Origin of the sequence: Thermohalobaculum sediminis (assembly GCF_023487995.1) — a bacterium.
GTDB lineage: Bacteria > Pseudomonadota > Alphaproteobacteria > Rhodobacterales > Rhodobacteraceae > Thermohalobaculum > Thermohalobaculum sediminis.
Genome location: NZ_JAMFKN010000015.1, coordinates 1 through 15,883 on the forward strand (window position 1 = coordinate 1; position 15,883 = coordinate 15,883).

Annotated in this window: 13 protein-coding genes and 1 tRNA gene; 10 read left to right on the forward strand and 4 right to left on the reverse strand. The window is 64.8% G+C overall.

Annotated elements, in window-relative coordinates; all coding sequences use genetic code 11:
• Nucleotides 1–230: 230 nt before the first annotated feature.
• Both M1105_RS19525 and M1105_RS19530 read left to right on the forward strand, forming a co-directional pair.
• Complete coding sequence (locus M1105_RS19525) at nt 231–1,571, forward strand: metal-dependent hydrolase family protein (RefSeq protein WP_249582059.1); 1,341 nt, start codon at nt 231–233, stop codon at nt 1,569–1,571.
• A 591-nt stretch (nt 1,572–2,162) separates the two neighbouring features.
• Nucleotides 2,163–3,491, forward strand: coding sequence for a mechanosensitive ion channel family protein (locus tag M1105_RS19530; protein ID WP_249582060.1), 1,329 nt, complete (start codon nt 2,163–2,165; stop codon nt 3,489–3,491).
• Between the two features lie 345 nt (nt 3,492–3,836).
• Here the strand turns inward: M1105_RS19530 and M1105_RS19535 are convergent, their stop codons facing one another.
• Entirely contained in the window at nt 3,837–5,285 is a 1,449-nt protein-coding gene (locus M1105_RS19535) for a DUF1254 domain-containing protein (protein ID WP_249582061.1), read from the reverse strand.
• 184 nt (nt 5,286–5,469) lie between these two features.
• Here M1105_RS19535 and M1105_RS19540 point away from each other — a divergent pair, with 184 nt between their 5' ends.
• The 4 genes from M1105_RS19540 (at nt 5,470) to M1105_RS19555 (ending at nt 8,752) form a co-directional block, all read left to right on the forward strand.
• Nucleotides 5,470–6,495, forward strand: coding sequence for an AraC family transcriptional regulator (locus M1105_RS19540; RefSeq protein ID WP_249582062.1), 1,026 nt, complete (start codon nt 5,470–5,472; stop codon nt 6,493–6,495).
• Nucleotides 6,496–6,931: 436 nt separating this feature from the next.
• Nucleotides 6,932–7,735 (forward strand): DUF2092 domain-containing protein, encoded by an 804-nt coding sequence (locus tag M1105_RS19545; protein ID WP_249582063.1) that lies wholly within the window; start codon nt 6,932–6,934, stop codon nt 7,733–7,735.
• The gene (locus tag M1105_RS19550) at nt 7,732–7,944 is read left to right on the forward strand and encodes a hypothetical protein (protein ID WP_249582064.1); all 213 of its coding nucleotides are present in this window, start codon (nt 7,732–7,734) and stop codon (nt 7,942–7,944) included. The genes M1105_RS19545 and M1105_RS19550 overlap by 4 nt, the downstream gene beginning before the upstream one ends.
• Before the next feature lie 406 nt (nt 7,945–8,350).
• Entirely contained in the window at nt 8,351–8,752 is a 402-nt protein-coding gene (locus tag M1105_RS19555; protein ID WP_249582065.1) for a nuclear transport factor 2 family protein, read from the forward strand.
• 611 nt (nt 8,753–9,363) lie between these two features.
• On the opposite strand, the gene M1105_RS19560 is transcribed toward M1105_RS19555, so the two are convergent.
• From M1105_RS19560 to M1105_RS19570, 3 genes are all read right to left on the reverse strand, one after another.
• Nucleotides 9,364–9,439 (reverse strand) — tRNA-Phe (locus M1105_RS19560).
• 196 nt (nt 9,440–9,635) lie between these two features.
• A complete protein-coding gene (locus tag M1105_RS19565) occupies nt 9,636–10,136 on the reverse strand; it encodes a DUF302 domain-containing protein (protein ID WP_249582087.1) in 501 nt (166 codons plus the stop codon).
• A 22-nt stretch (nt 10,137–10,158) separates the two neighbouring features.
• Nucleotides 10,159–11,361 carry a YeeE/YedE family protein gene (locus M1105_RS19570; RefSeq protein WP_249582066.1) on the reverse strand — a complete coding sequence of 401 codons (1,203 nt, stop codon included), beginning with the start codon at nt 11,359–11,361 and terminating at the stop codon, nt 10,159–10,161.
• A 199-nt stretch (nt 11,362–11,560) separates the two neighbouring features.
• Here M1105_RS19570 and M1105_RS19575 point away from each other — a divergent pair, with 199 nt between their 5' ends.
• From M1105_RS19575 to M1105_RS19590, 4 genes are read left to right on the forward strand one after another with little or no spacing between them, the layout of a single operon-like run.
• Nucleotides 11,561–12,919, forward strand: coding sequence for a tetratricopeptide repeat protein (locus M1105_RS19575; protein ID WP_249582067.1), 1,359 nt, complete (start codon nt 11,561–11,563; stop codon nt 12,917–12,919).
• Nucleotides 12,920–12,930: 11 nt separating this feature from the next.
• Nucleotides 12,931–14,526: an OpgC family protein gene (locus M1105_RS19580; protein ID WP_249582068.1), complete on the forward strand. Its 1,596-nt coding sequence runs from the start codon at nt 12,931–12,933 to the stop codon at nt 14,524–14,526.
• 35 nt (nt 14,527–14,561) lie between these two features.
• Nucleotides 14,562–15,299 carry a RibD family protein gene (locus M1105_RS19585; protein WP_249582069.1) on the forward strand — a complete coding sequence of 246 codons (738 nt, stop codon included), beginning with the start codon at nt 14,562–14,564 and terminating at the stop codon, nt 15,297–15,299.
• Between the two features lie 29 nt (nt 15,300–15,328).
• The gene (locus M1105_RS19590; RefSeq protein ID WP_249582070.1) at nt 15,329–15,880 is read left to right on the forward strand and encodes a cytochrome b; all 552 of its coding nucleotides are present in this window, start codon (nt 15,329–15,331) and stop codon (nt 15,878–15,880) included.
• Nucleotides 15,881–15,883 lie beyond the last annotated feature (3 nt).

The following is a 15,883-nucleotide window of genomic DNA, read 5'->3' on the forward strand; positions in this document are numbered from 1 at the left end:
TACTGCCCCTCCATCCTGGGCGATCATAGCCGGAGAACTCTCACTCACACTGGTCCAGGAAACCGGGAGGAGACCACTTTGTAAATTGAATCGCGACCCGTTCTGTTAACCTCCTGGTGGCTGGCGCCGGCCGGATATCAGCGAGACCACGCAGGGCGTCGACGACGGCCAGATACAGCGCACGGCTGCGACCACGAACCATCGAGATCGAGTCTCGGGAGGAGACGCAAATGAGCTTGAGCACACTGTTTCGAGGGGCACTGGTCGGCCTCGCTTTCATGTCCCCTGCCTTTGCGCAGGACGCAGATCCGGACGTGACGCTCTTCACCAACGTCAACGTCTTCGACGGCGAGAACGAGGCGCTGATCGAGAACGCCAACGTCGTCGTCACCGGAAACACGATCACCGCGGTCTCGACCGAATCCCTCGCGGTGGCCGGAGGGACCGTCATCGACGGCGGCGGGCGGACCCTGATCCCCGGGCTCATCGACGCGCACTGGCACACGATGTTCAACTTCGCGCCGATCAGTCAGATTCTCGGCGCCGACTTCGGCTACCTCAACATCGCCGCCGCAAAGGCGTCCGAGGACACACTGATGCGCGGGTTCACGACCGTGCGTGACGTCGGCGGCAACAGTTTCGGTGTGAAGCGTGCGATCGACAGCGGCCTCGCCGTGGGCACACGCATCTATCCGTCCGGGGGCTATATCGGTCAGACTAGTGGACATGGCGATTTCCGGGGGCCGAACGACGTTCCCACGAACCCGGGCGAGGCGCTGGACTATCAGCAGCGGGTCGGAAACACGCTGCTCGCAGACGGCGTTCCCGACGTGATCAAGCGAACGCGCGAGGTGCTGCGTATGGGCGCCAGTCAGGTCAAGGCCATGGGCGGCGGTGGCGTCTCGTCGCTCTACGACCCGCTGGACGTCACCGAATACACTTTCGAGGAGGCGAAGGCGCTCGTCGATGTCGCGAAGACGTGGAACACCTATGTCGCGGTCCACATCAACACGAGGGACGCCATGAAGATGTGGATCGAGGCCGGGGCGATGTCCATGGAGCACGGTTTCTACCTTGACGATGAAGTGGCCCAGTTGATGGCCGAGAAGGGCGTCTGGTGGAGCATGCAGCCGATGCAAGCCGAGGGCGAGATCGCCCTGACGTTCGAAAGCCCGATCAGCACGGCGAAATACCTGACTCTCGTCCAGGGACTGGAAGACGCCATCGCCAGCGCGAAGAAGTTCAACGTGAATACAGCGTTCGGCACAGACATCCTGTTCGACGCCGAACTTGGTACGAAACAGGGCATGTTCCTCGCCAGCCTTCAGAAGTGGTACACGCCCTACGAAGCGCTGAAGATGGCAACCCACGACAACGCGCAGCTTCTGAAGCTGAGCGGACCGCGCGATCCCTATCCCGGCGAACTGGGTGTGGTGAAGGAGGGCGCGCTGGCCGACCTCATCCTGGTTGACGGCAACCCCCTCGAAAACCTCGACCTCGTGGCCGATCCACACGCGAACTTTGACCTCATCATGAAGGACGGGGTGATCTACAAGAACGAGATCGAGTGAGGCGGTCGGGGCCGATGGTGCCTAGCCGCTGCCCGCTTTTGCGTCAGTCGATCTTCGCGGCGGTCTGTCTCATCTACGGACTCCCGAATTGCGTTCTGTATGCAGTTGGTCTTGGCGGTCTGCAAAGCCTTGCGAAACGGCCGTTCGTGCCAGCCGATTGAACGACCCCGATGTCCGGGTTGCGGACAAAGCAGTCCTATGCACATGCCGCACGATCGGTCATTTCGGCGAACGCAAGGGAGAGTTGATCGGCGGCGCTGATGCTGCGATGCAGCACCCATTCCCTAACCGGCCATTCGCGTGGGACTCGTTCCGCATGATCGGAACAGGCTATTCGCTGCGCAAGCACATCCGGCGCCGAACGCGAACGAGCCACTCATTGACGCGATCTTCCGCCCGATCCGCGCGGCGTCGCTCCTAATCGAAGAATGGTGCGACCACGAAAGGACTGCCCGGCCGTACCGCGCTCTCGAAGACGGTCTGCAAGCATTCAAGGTTATCGCGTCAATAGACCCGTCGACCGGCATGCACTAACACATTGCACGGGCCTGCCAATCTTGGCCGCTCGCAATGATCGATGGAGCCGGGACGATGTTCATCAAGTACGCGGCTGGCTTCCTGCTCGGTCTTCTCCTCGTTGCCCACCCGATCCAAAAGGCCGCGTCACAGCCGGTCGACGCCGCTCCGAACGCGACCGTTGCATCGCAGAGCGGGGCGTTGCCGTCACTCTTGTTGGATCCAGAGACACCCTCCAATCGCCTCGAAGCGTTTCTTATCCCCCTGACCGAAGAGGACCTGGCGAAGCTCGCCGCTCACTGGCAGGGGCTCCTGAAGGCGCACATGTTCAAGATGAGCGACCAGTATCTCAAGCTGAACTCGCACGACGAGGCCGTCCGGACAGAGGCGCGAGCGACCTGGAACAGGCTTGCCGATCAACGTCAGGAACTGTTTCTGAAGTTCGACGCGATCCTCGTTGCGTGGAACGAAAAAGGCGGGGACCCCAAGGCGATCGCCGGCTACAGGCGCTACGAGATTGCCAGTGTCGTTGAGGGCGCACGCGATCTCGACGCAGTCACGGCATCGGAGCGGCTATGGGCGTGGATGAAGACCCCGAGCGGAGGCATTGCGCTGGCAATCAAGATTGCGATCTTCGCAGGCTCTCTGATTGGATTGATCACCGTCGCGGCATTGGCTCGAGGCTTCGCCCAGATCCGCTTGAGGCGCGTTAAGAGAGTTTCGCAGCTTTTGAAGACCTTCGTCGCAGGAGCGATCTACTGGGTCGTCACGGCAGTGGGCCTCGTCATCGTCCTTGGCAGCCTCGGCGTCGATGTGACGCCTCTCTTTGCCATCTTCGGCGGGGCGTCGTTCATTCTCGCCTTTGCCTTTCAGGACACGCTGGGCAATCTGGCCAGCGGACTGATGATCATGGTGAACAAACCCTTCGACGAAGGCGATTTCGTCAACATCGGAGGATCATACGGAACCGTGAAGTCGGTCAGCATCGTCGCGACACGGATCGTGACCCCAGACAATCAATCGATCCTGATCCCCAACAAACAGGTCTGGGGGAGCATTATCGTCAATCTGAACGCCTCTAGAACGCGCCGTGTGGATTTGGTCTTCGGCGTCGGCTACGGTGACGACATCCCGACGGTCATCGAGATCCTTCGCGAAGCGGTGGCGGAGAACCCTCGCACGCTCGACGACCCGAAGCCGGTAATCATGGTCGGCGAACTGGCCGACAGCTGCATCAACATCCTTTGCCAACCTTGGGTGCTCACACCCGATTACATGACGGCGCGCTCCGAGCTGATCGCCAATGTGAAGAAACGCTTCGACGCGGCTGGCGTTTCAATCCCCTATCCACAGCGCGACGTGCATCTCTACCGCTCCGATACTTCAGAAAGCATAAAACAATGACGATAGTCATGACCTGCCGAAGGAAAAAGCCGAAGCCTTAGCATCAGTTTTGGCCTCGCCGTCGTTCGACATCTTGCGTTCGCATGCAGCGGAATGGCCGGCCCCGATTGCGGATCCAAGATGAATCTTAGTGGATGTTCGCAGGGTTCCTGACCCGGCTTGCGACTGAACGCATCGATGCGTGGTAGAGATGCGGCCTTCAAGGGGCAGAGTCAGAGGAAAGGCGACCCGATCGGGCAGAGAGCAGCCGTTTGCAGCGCGAGGAAGGAGTGGCCGCCGGGGCCGATCGCGCAACTCGACGTGCGCGCGACGAAACAGCCGCGCGAGTCTAGTGATTTGTTTTTCTCAGCTTACCTTTCTGGCCGGGGGAATGACCCATGAGCCGTCAAGGATCGATGGATTGCCTTCCTTAGGCCAGTAGAGACGCATCATCAGGACGAATTTGCCCTTCGGTGCCGGAAGCCAGTTCGACTCCTTGTCTTTCCCAGGCGAGTCGTTCTGTATGTAGATATCGACCGAGCCATCCGCATTGGCTTTCAGGTCCTGCCGCGCGCTGATCGAATAGCGGTTGAGCGGGTTCGCGACGAAGAAGTACTCGGCGCTGTACATCGTAATCGACCAGAATCCGTTGACGGGGGGCAACTGACCCTTGGGAAAGGTGAGAACGTATTCTTCTGATCCTTCATAGTCGCGGTGGATGATCCCACTCGCAGACTTTGTGCTGGTTGGATAGACAGCGTCCTGCGGCCGGTTCGCGCCAAGGCCGATAGCAGTCACGAGGGCGCGCTGGATGTAATTGGTGCCGTAGAGACCTGTCTTCGTCGTGTAGTTCCAACCGTTGGTGTCCGTGAAATCCCCGTCGCTGTCCTTGAAATGAAGCATGATGCGCGCGAATGCAATCTGGGGAAGACGCCCCTGAAGCAAAACGTCGAGCTTGCTGGCGTCGAAATCCTGACCGGGGACGATCCCGATCTCGGCCAGTCTTTCAATCAGAGGCGCGTCCGCCGCGGCCGGGGGATTGGCCTTCATCAGTTCGCAGAACAGGGTGAAGTATTCCACGGCGCTGAGCGCGTTGACCTGGTCGCGTACGGCCGTCTTCATGTCGATGGACGCATCCACTGTGCCATCTGGCGGCGTGTAGGTCGTGCCGTATGCGCTGAGTGGGACGAGCGACACCGCGTCTTGAAGCTTGTGGACGGCGTCGTAGTCCCCTGACGTCCCAGTGCAGTAGATGCGGCCCAGAAGCCAGACCATGCCGGTGGGTGATTTATACTCCTTGACGCCGTCTGGCAGGGTCCCAGTCCATCCCGGCCCTGTGATCGCATAGGTCTGCGTACCGGTTCCCGTCGTCCTCTTGCCGGGCACCTCGAAGACGTTCGTCCACCCATCCAGCATCGGGAACAACGCATAGCGATCGTCCATGTCCGGCAGGCTCACCACATAGGGCTCCTTGCTGACATCGAAGAAGGCATAGGTGTAGAGCGTATCTGCGTTCGGCGCGGTCACATCCCGGAACGACGCGTCGGGATATTGCCGCAAGCGACCAATCTGTCCCATTGGCGCCTTTGTCCCCGCCGGCTTGGCGACATTCGTCATGACCCGGCGGGTGTATTCCATCGTGACCAGAGGATAGGCGAAGGCGTAGGCCTCGAGCGCCGTCCAGAAGTCAGTGCGGCTCAGCAGTCCGTCGCTGATCTCGGCTTCGGAGGATGCAGCCTGTCCTCGGAGTGGAAACATGGCCGCGGCGGTCAGCCCGATGGCTCCCGCCGAGAGTGTCCTGCGTGTGATGTCCATCTTTGAGTCTGCCTTGTTGAAATGTCCAAAGTGCATTTGGCGGTAGCGCGCGAATTGCTGCCACCCGCACCGTTTCCGAGTGCCGCTAGCTCAATCGCTTTCCGATCGGTAACCACCCTAACACAACTTTAAGACAGCTGACGGAAACGCGCTTCGGTTTCGGCGACAATCTCGGGAGAAATCGATGCACGGCAAGATGACACAACGCGCAGGAGTTCTCTCGGAGTTGCCAGTCCTCCTGTGCGATCTCGGCGCAGACACGGCTGACGTATTTGATGACAGCGGCGTCAATCCGACGACACTCGGTCCGGAGACCCGCGTTCCGTTCGACGCCATGTTGAAGATTCTGGATCGCGCCTCGCGGAAGACAGGCTGCGAGCATCTTGGCCTGCTGATCGGGCTGCGCTTCACATTCGCGATCCACGGACCGATCGGGCGACTGATGCTGACCGCCCCAACTCTTCGCGAGGCACTTATCGACTTCGTGTCGTGGCAGCCCGGGTATTCGAGCGGCGCCATCGTCTATCTGAACCCTTTGGGTGACGAATACGCGCTCGGCTTTGGCACCTTTGCCGCTTCGATGCCTGGCAGTCAGATATTGTACGATGCCGTCATTGGCGTCGGTGCCAGAATGGTTCACGATCTGACGAACGGTGCGGTAACCCCCGTAGAGGTGCAATTCTCCCACCGCGCACCAAGCGACGTGTCTTCCTACGCGCGCCTCTTGAAGGTCCCGATGCGGTTCAACCAGCATCGGAGCTGCTTGATCCTTGGCGCCGAGGCGTTGCAGACGCCGCTGCCACGGTTTGATCCCGAGAAACGGAAGCGTACTCTCGCCGAGATACAACGAGCCGTCTTCACGGATCCACAGAGTTGGTCGACGCGCACGCGGCGCGCCCTCCGCCATGTGCTCTGCACGGACAAGCCGACCGTTTCCGCAGTCGCTTCGGAAATGGGCCTGCATCGGCGCACCCTCGAGCGGCGCCTCGCGGACGAAGGGCAGACATTCGAGGCGCTGCGCGATGAGGTGCGGTTCGCAGTCGCGCGCGAACTGCTTGAGCTGACCGATATCCCCATCGGCGAAATCGGGGCAATCCTTGGCTTCGCCTCCCCAAGCGTCTTCACCGACGCGTTTCGCCGTATGAGCGGGATGCCGCCATCCGTCTGGCGAGAAGAGAAAACGGGGTGCAGCCAAAGGAAACCGGCTTGAGGAAGGGGAACGGCCTCCCTACCTCCGCAAGGTGAACGAGCCGAACCCCCTTCGATGTTTCTGGGCACCCTCCGAAATCATGCGCCCGGCCGAGATACTGCGCCTTCGCTTCCTGCCTTCGCTCCGGAACGTCGAGGACCTGCTCCTCTATTCCTGATCAAACGCCTCACAGCGAAGGCCGGCCCTGATTGCCACACGGATGCGAAGACGCCGGCCGTTCGGCGGTTGCAGGTCCACTGAAGCCCTTGAGATCCACTGCGAATGAGGGTCGGCCTTGATCCCGCCGCGGACGGGGTTTCCTACCGTTGGGGGTTGCACAGCATCGCGTGTTGAGCTGGATCAAGGACAGTCATTGGCGGACGTGATAGCCGCAATAACTCACTGATCTGTTTTAATAATTTCCTAGGCACCTTGAACCTCCGAGAAGGAGATCTCCATGCGCTCGGTTCATCCAGCAGCTCTGCGGCGCTCGGTTGCCGCGGTAGCTATGATGCTCGCGATAATTGCGCCTCCCGGCTCGTCCGCGCGGGCGGACGAGTCAGATGCGAAGGCTCTGTTGAAGGCCATGTCCGACTACCTGGCGTCTCAGGAAAGGATCTCGTTCGAGTACGACGCGACCCTTGAGGTCGTCACCGAGGAGGATCAGAAGCTGGGCCTTGCGAGTTCGGGCAGCGTTACGATGGGCCGCCCGAACCGGATCCGGGCGACGCGGCATGGCGGTTTCGTTGACCTCGAAATGGTGTTCGACGGCGAGACCCTGACGCTGCTGGGCAAGAGCGCCAACCTGTTCACGCAGGTCGCGGTCCCCGGTGATGTCGACCATCTGATAGACGAGTTGCGAAACACCTATGACCGTCCGCTGCCTGCGGCAGATCTCCTGATGTCGAACGCCTATGACGCGTTGATGTCGGAAGTGACGGATGTGAAGGATCTCGGCAGTGGCGTGATCGATGGCCAGGAATGCGACTGGCTTGCCTTCCGAACACCGGATGTCGACTGGCAGATCTGGATCGCTCAGGGCGAGCGCCCGTATCCCTGCCGCTACGTGATCACGACGAAGGGTATGGAGCATTCGCCACAGTACGTGATCCAGGCACGGAACTGGCGCACCGGCACCGACGCCAAAGCCGATGACTTCACGTTCGTGAACGAGACGGACGCCTCGCGGATCGAACTCGACGAACTGCGCGAGAAGGTTCGAGAGCTGCCTGATCACTTCATCATGGGAGAGGGACAATGAGCCTCTGGAAACGGATCGGCATTGCCGTATTGGGCATCGTCGCAATTGGCCTCGTGCTCGAGAGCGGATCCTGGCTTTCCGGGGGGCGGCTTCCGGGCGTGGTGACCGAGGCGAAGGCCGTCGTCGGCCGCCCGCTGACCCCAGTGAGCGTGGCAGGCGTTGCCCGTCGAACCGTGCGACGCTGTGCCGTGGGTGTCTATAATTGCTAGAAACCACTCTCGGCGGCCTGAAATGTGGCAGAGTACTGGAGCGTCTCAGCCAATTACGACTCTTGAGATGGCTGCGCCTTTTCGAACTGATGAGACTGGTAAAGCCGCACGTCCCGATGAGGATAGGTCCCACTTCAGCCTCGGATCTATATTCAGTGCTACTCGATAACGCTGTGCTACGGTGTCAGAGACGCCTTGGTTGCCCTTGATGCTGCGGCCGCACATCGTGGCGTCGGATTACGTCCGCTCTGGGCTCGGAGCGGTCATTCGCTGCATGCTGCACCAACGACCGCTGTGCGAACATCCCGTCGATGCAAAGATTCGTCATCGAGGTCGCTGTCCGACACGCATCCGGCATCGCTTCGTGTCATGGTAGCGAGGGAGGCAATCGTTTCGGGGGTATCGCATGCCCGATGACGCCAAGACCGAGTCTCTTCTCTCGGCCATGCATGCATTTGGAGAGGCGTGGGCGCGCGGGGATACCGCCAGACTCACTTATCTTCTCTCCCCGACTTATACCCATAACGACGCGACCGGAACCCACCTGAAGCGCCAAGCTTGGCTTGCATACGCCGCCAAAAGGAGCGGCCGCGTAACGCAGGTCGCCTTTCGTGACGTCGAAATCCGTCTCTTTGGTGATCTTGCCGTCGTGACAGGTTTCAATGACCTCTCAGGAGGTGGGATCTTGAACCCTGGAGACAGGCGAGATCTCTCGATCGCATTCACTCAGGTCTGGCGTCAAGAAGGAGATCAATGGCTGAGGGAGGCTTTTCAGGCCACACCGGTTCAGGGCCTGAAGTACGAATAGCCTTCGACGCTAGCCGTAATTCCTTCCGGAGCACTGCCCAAGGCAGTTAGCTTGAGGCAGGATGCCTTCCTCCCTACCCTCGCGGCATGAGCAGACGCAGCCCCTTCCACTACTTCAAGACGTCACCCGAGATCATCCGCCTGGCGGTCATGATGATGGGGTGGATGCCCCCCGGCGGCATCGATGTGCCAGGGCAGGTGTCGTTGAGGGCTCTGTCGTGTGTCGACGGCTCCGTTTGCGCAAGTGTTGTTCGAGCTTTTGGCGATCGGTGCGGGTTGCGGTCATGTGTCCGGCCTTTCTGCGCGGTGCCTCTGAACGCTGGCCCTGATGAAGTCCGCGTACCGAGTCCCAATCAGATCAGCGAGCTTCGACGCCCTGACGGCACCTCGGGGCGTACATGATGACAGCCAGGCGGATGATCTCCGGGCTCGCCTTGAAGTAGTGGAATGGATTGGGTTTGCTCATCCTGAAGCGTAGGGAGGCGGCTAACCCGCCGCAAGCCGGTTTGCTCTGACAGGACCCTAAAGGCGCCTCATGGCCGTTTCGCGGACCCCCAACGGACCCCCACGCGGCGCGGGCTTATCGCGGATTTCTGTAAGATATTGAAATAGTGGTGCCCAGGGGCGGATTTGAACCACCGACACGCGGATTTTCAGTCCGCTGCTCTACCAACTGAGCTACCTGGGCCCTCGTCACGGCACCTTCGGTGCCGGTCGGGTGCGCCGGCGGGCGGCGCGTGGGGGGCTAATTAGGCGATTGGGCGGGGGCTTGTCCAGCGCCAAATTCGGCCGGCGCGCAGGATGCGCGACACATGGTGACGTGCCCGCGACGCCGTCGCCATGCGTGCCACCCACGGGCGGCGCGGACGTTGCGCGGAACGCCTTCAGGGTGCGGCCGCCCGCGCGGCGATCGCGGCGAAATGGCTGTCGAGCTCGGCCGCCGCATCGACCAGCGGCTGACCGCCGTCGTCCGCATAGGGCGCGAAGACCTGCGACGGCAGCTTGTAGGCCAGCGTTGCCGTGCCGTCGGGGTTCTCGGTCACGTAGAAGCGGACCGGGGCCTCGATCATCGCGGCGACGCTCTGCTCGAGAATGCGGACCGCGAAGACGTTGTTGAAGACGCCGAGCACGCGGTTGCCGGGGATCTCGATCCCGCGGGCGCGAGCGGCCCCGGTCGGTCCGGCTTCGGTCACAACGGCCAACCCCTCGGCCTTGACCGCGTCGCGGAGCCGGGACAGAAGCCCCTCGAAGTCGTGTGGCGTCGGCTTGACCGCCCACCCCGCGCGCGGCGCGAGCGGCACGTCCCAGGCCGCCTCGGCCGCCACGGCGGGCGTCGACAGCACCGTGAGGTCCACGACGATGGCGGCAAGACCGGATCCTCGCATCCTTCGCATTACTCTCTCCTTCTCAGGCCGGAACGCTCCGCGCAGGAACCGGCGGATCCATCGCCAGCGCCGCGCGCAGGCGGGTGCCGATGGCCGAGCCCGCGAACCCCCAGACGAGCCACCAGAAGCCGTGCATCGATCCCGAGACGAGGCCGCCCAGATACGCCCCGATGTTGCAGCCATAGGCAAGTCGCGCGCCATAGCCCATCAGCAGGCCGCCGATCACCGCAGTCAGGAGCTCGCGCGCCGACAGCCGCCAGACCGGCGCGAACCGGCCCGCCAGCGCCGAGGCCGCGAGCGCCCCCAGAACGATGCCGAAGTTCATCACCGAGACGGCATCGGCGAGGACGCTGGCCCGCAACTGATCGGCCCGCCAGCCCTGCCAGTAGGGCCAGGCGGCAACGTCGCCCCCGGCCGCCTCAAGGATCTTCGCCCCCCACAGCGCAAAGCCCGAGGTGATGCCCCAGGGCTGCTGAAACACGAGGAAGCACCCGATCGAGACAAGCGCGAGCGCGACCGCGCCGGCCTCCATCGACCACGGGCCGCGCAGCAGGCTCCCACTCGGCCGGGTCGTCTCGAGGGTTCCGTGCGCGTGCCGCTCGATGGCGGCCGAGATCACCCAAATCGCTCCGAGTACGAGGAGGAGCGCGGCGAGCCCGCCCAGTGGCCCGAACAGCGCGATCAGCGAGGTGCCGGGAATGTTCGGAATCCCCGTGATGCGGTCAAGCTGCGCCCAGAAGCCCGGGATATGCGCCGTCGCCCAGACGCTGCCGGCGATGAAGAAGGCCAGCACCACCGTCATCCGGGTCGAGCCGCCGCCGACCGTGAACAGTGTTCCCGAGGCGCAGCCGCCGCCAAGCTGCATACCGATGCCGAACAGGACCGCGCCGAAGGCCGAGGCCACGCCCATCGGCATGATCACCGGGCGCATGTCGATGCCGGTCGCATCCTCGTAGCCGATCAGCAGGAAGGTGCCCGCGCAGGCAATCGCGAGCAGCAGCATCTGCGCGCGCAGGCCCGCGCCGCGCCGCTCGCGCACCATCCGGCGCCAAGCGGCGGTGAAGCCGAAAGACGCATGGTAGAGCGCGAAGCCTGCCGCGCCGCCAAGCAGGGCGCCCGCCGCATAGGCCCCGCCCCCGCCCTGCCAGCCGCCGCGCGCCGCGAACGCGGCGAGGGCCAGCCCGGCCAGTCCGGCGACGGAAAGGGCCAGCACGTTGCGTTGCATCCGCGGTCCTCTTCGCTGTGCGTGTCGATGAGATGTACTTCTGGGCATTCCGCCTGTCTGCCGCAAGTCCCCGGCGCGGCCGCCGATTTCGCTCCGCAGCGGTCACATGTCGGTGAGCGGGTGTCGTTTCCATGGCGTTCAACACGCATTCTCACGGAAGCAGGCGAGAGTTGCGCCGCGATCGAACACAGGACGTGCGATGACATCCCACCCGACGACGCCCCTGGTCGGCCCGGTCGGCACCGGTGCCCCCGCAAGCTGGGACCGCACCGTCACCGCCTTTCTCGCCCACGCCGCCAGCACGCCCGGGCATCTGGGCGAAACCCTGGCCGCCCGGCCCGACTTCGCGATGGGCTGGATCGCGAAGGGCTTCTTCTACCTGCTGCTCGGGCGGGCCGAGCTTGTCGGTGTGGCCCGCGAGGCGCTGGCCGAGGCGCGGCGGATCGCGCGCGGGGGCGGCCTCGACTGGCGCGGCCACTACTATCTCGACGCGCTGGCGGCCTACGCGGCGGGGCGGCCGTCGGTCGCTGTGCGCCACCTGGCTGAACTGCTGGAGCGCGATCCGACGGACACGCTCGCGTTCAAGCTCGATCACGCCATCCGCTTCGTGCTCGGCGACCGGCGGGGGATGCTCGCGGCCACCGCCGCCGTGCTGCCGCAGATCGGCGCGGATCACCCGCATCTGGGCTACGTGCTCGGCTGCCGGGCCTTCGCGCTCGAGGAGAACGGCGCCTATGCCGAGGCCGAGGCGACCGGCCGGCGCGCGGTCGAGCTTTCGCCCGACGACGCCTGGGGCCTGCACGCGGTGGCGCATGTCTACGACATGACCGGCCGGGCCGAGACCGGCATCCGCTGGCTCGAGCGGCGCACGGCATCGTGGGAGCACTGCAACAATTTCGGCACCCATGTCTGGTGGCACCTCGCGCTGTTCCACCTCGACCGGGGCGAGTACGATCGGGTCTTCGACCTCTACGACACGCGGGTGCGGGCCGAGTCGACCGACGACTACCGCGACATCGCCAACGGCGCCTCGATGCTCATGCGGCTCGAGGCCGAGGGGCTCGACGTCGGCACGCGCTGGGAGGAACTGGCCGATCTCGCCGCGAACCGGGTCGAGCCGGGCTGCGTGGTGTTCGCCGACCTGCACTACCTGCTCGCGCTGGGCGGCGCCGGCAGGACCGCCGAGGCGGACCGGTTGATCGAGCGGCTTGCGCGCGACGCCCAAAGCCGGGAACATGACATGCACGAGGTCGCCGCAGTGGCCGGGCATCCTGCCGCCCTCGGTCTCGCCGCCTTCCGCGCCGGCAGGTACGGGGTGGCGTTCGACAAGTTTCGGGCCGTGCGCCCGGCACTCCAGCGGGTGGGCGGCAGCCACGCGCAGCGCGACATTTTCTCGCGCCTGATGATCGAGGCCGCCATCCGCGCCGGGCGCTATGTCGAGGCCGAGGCGGAGCTGGCCGCGCGGGCCGCACGGCGCGGTGCCGAGGATGGCTTCACCGCCCGTCGCCGCGCCGCGATCTCGCGGGCGAGAGTTGCGCGAGGGGTTGCCGCGGAATGATCGAGGGGGGGATGCGACAGACCGGGCACGCGGCAGGTGGCGCCCCGGCGGCCAGGAGGCCCCGGGACCTGCGTCTCGACTTCTTCCGCGGCCTCGCGATGTTCATCATCCTGCTCGCGCACACGCCCGGCAACAGCTGGACGCTGTGGATCCCCGCGCGCTTCGGCTTCTCGGACGCGACCGAGATCTTCGTGTTCTGCTCGGGTTTCGCCTCGTCTCTGGCCTTCGGAGCGGTGTTCGCGAAGAAGAGCTGGCGGCTTGGCGCCGCGCGGATCGCCTACCGGGTGTGGCAGGTCTACTGGGCGCATATCTGCATCTTCCTCGCGACCGCGACGCTGCTGTTCGCGATCGACCATTTCGGGGTGGGGATCGAGGGTCACCGGCATGTGACCGAGCCCTATGTCGTGCCGCTCTTCACCCGCACCGGCGAGACGCTGATCGGTCTGTTTACCCTCACCTACGTGCCGGGGCTGTTCGACATCCTGCCGATGTATCTCGTGATCCTTGCCATGGTGCCGATCGTGATGGCGCTTCATCGCGCAGGCGGGCGCGGGGCGGTCGCGGTCTTCGTCGTGACGCTGTGGCTTGCCTCGAACCTCGCAGGGCTGGGCCGCATGGCGCAGGCGGGCGAGGAGCCGGGCGCGCTGGTCGCCGCGCTCGCGCCGCTCGGCCACGCGCTGGCCTGGATGAACCTGCCCTCGAACCCGTTCGGCGGGGGCACGTGGTTCTTCAACCCGTTCGGCTGGCAGCTCGTGTTCTTTACCGGCTTTGCCTTCGGGATGGGCTGGCTGCCGGCGCCGCCCGTGAGCCGCGGGCTGATCCGGCTCGCGCTCGCGATCGTCCTGATTACGGTGCCCTTCGCCTGGTTCAAGATCCACGACGGCCACTACCTGCCCGCCGGCTGGGTGCTGCACGAATGGATCGTCGCCGTGCGCGGCTGGACCGAGCCGATGTGGTGGAAGTCGTGGCAGGGGGGGCTGCGCTTCCTCCATTTCCTCGCGGTGGCCTACCTTGCCTGGGTCGCGGTCGGTCCCGGCGGGCGGCGCCTGACCGAAGGCTTCCGCCCGCCGGCCCCGGCGCGGGCGGCATGGCTTGCCGTGGCGGCGGTCGTGGCGCTGGCGACCATCCCCTACGCCTATGTCGACGAGATCCGGCGGCTATCGCCGGCGCTGGACGGCCTCCTCCTCGAGACGGTCCCGCTGGTGTCGGGCGACCGGATCGGGCTCCTGCAGCTTGCGCATCTGGCGGCCCTCGTGGTGCTCGCCTGGTCGGCGATCGGCGCGGCGCGGCGCGAGGCGGTGGCGCGCCGCTGGCTGCCGGCGGCGGTGCCCGTGATCCGCAAGGTGGGCACGCAGAGCCTTGCCGTCTTCATGATGTCGATCCCGCTCGCGCAGGTGAACGGCTGGCTCCTTGGCATCATGCAGCCCGACGTCTGGAACCGCGCGGCGGTCAACCTGTCGGGGTTCGCCATCCTGATCGCGACGGCCTATATGGTCTCGTGGTTCAAGTCGCAGCCCTGGCGCGGCAGCCATGTCGCACCATCTCATGCGACTGAGGCCGAGAGCCGCAAGGCCGGAACCTCCGGCGGGGCCGCGGTGCAGACGTGAGAGAGACCGTCCCGGTCTGACGAGGGAGTGACGCAGTGTTCGTCCATGCCGGCAAGGGAAGCGGGAGGCGCCGTTCATCGGATTACGACCCCGAAACCGCGCTCGACCGCCTGCTGCGGTCGCGCGGGACAGATGGCGTGGTGATCGGCCAGCTCGGCCAGTCGCTCGACGGCCGCATCGCGACGCCCACTGGCGCCTCGAAATACATCAATGGGCACGAGGCGCTGTGCCACCTTCATCGGATTCGCGCCAATGTCGATGCGGTGATCGTCGGCGTCGGCACGGCGGTGGCGGACGATCCGCAGCTCACGACGCGCCATGTCGAGGGGGCGAACCCGGTCCGCGTCGTCATCGACCCGGCCGGCAGGATGCCGCGGGACCTCGCGATGCTGCGCGACGGCGCGGCGCCGGTTCTGGTCGTCACCACCGCGGACCGGCCAGTGCCCGAGGGCGCCGAGGCGGTGCGGCTCGCCTGCGACGGCGAGGGGCGCATCCATCCAGGCAGGATCGTCGCGGTGCTGCGCCAGCGCGGCCTCGGGCGGCTGCTGGTCGAGGGCGGGGCCGAGACGCTCGCGCGCTTCATCGACGCGGGCGAGCTGGACGAGCTGCACCTGATGGTCGCGCCGATCGTGCTCGGCTCGGGCAAGACGGGGCTCAACCTGAACCCCATCGCGGGGCTCGACCAGGCACTGCGCCCGCTGGTGCGGACGATGCGCTTCAAGGACGGCGACATGCTGTGCATGTGTGACATGCGGCGCCCGATCGCGGCCTGAGCCGCGTCGGCGACAGAGGGGACACTGGCATGCAACCTGCCCGCTATCACGTCGCCCAACGCCTGATCCACTGGCTGATCGCCCTCGTCGTGCTCGGGGCGCTCACGGTCGGCTTTACGCTGGGGACACTCGGCTTCGAGGGCGCGCGCGACCGCTTCGGGCTCGAGGCCACGAATGCCCTCTACAAGTATCACAAGAGCTTCGGCGTGCTGATCCTCGGACTGATGGTACTGCGCCTCGGGCTCTGGGTGGCGCTGGGCCGCCCGGCGCTGCCGCAGGACATGACGGTGCCGCAGCGCCTTGCCGCGATCGCCACGCATGCGGCGCTCTATCTCCTGCTGATCGCGATGCCGGTGGTCGGCTGGATGGCGACGGCAGCCGGCGGCTTCCCGATCGAGTTCTTCGGCTGGGTGCTGCCCGGCCTTATGGCCAAGGACCCCGCGCTGTCCGAGTGGCTCTACGGCCTGCACGGGACGCTGGGGATCGCCATCCTCGCGGTCGCGGGCCTGCATGTCGCGGCCGCGCTGTGGCACTGGCGGGTGCGGCGCGACGGGATCATGCGGCGCATCAGCCTGCCTTGAAGG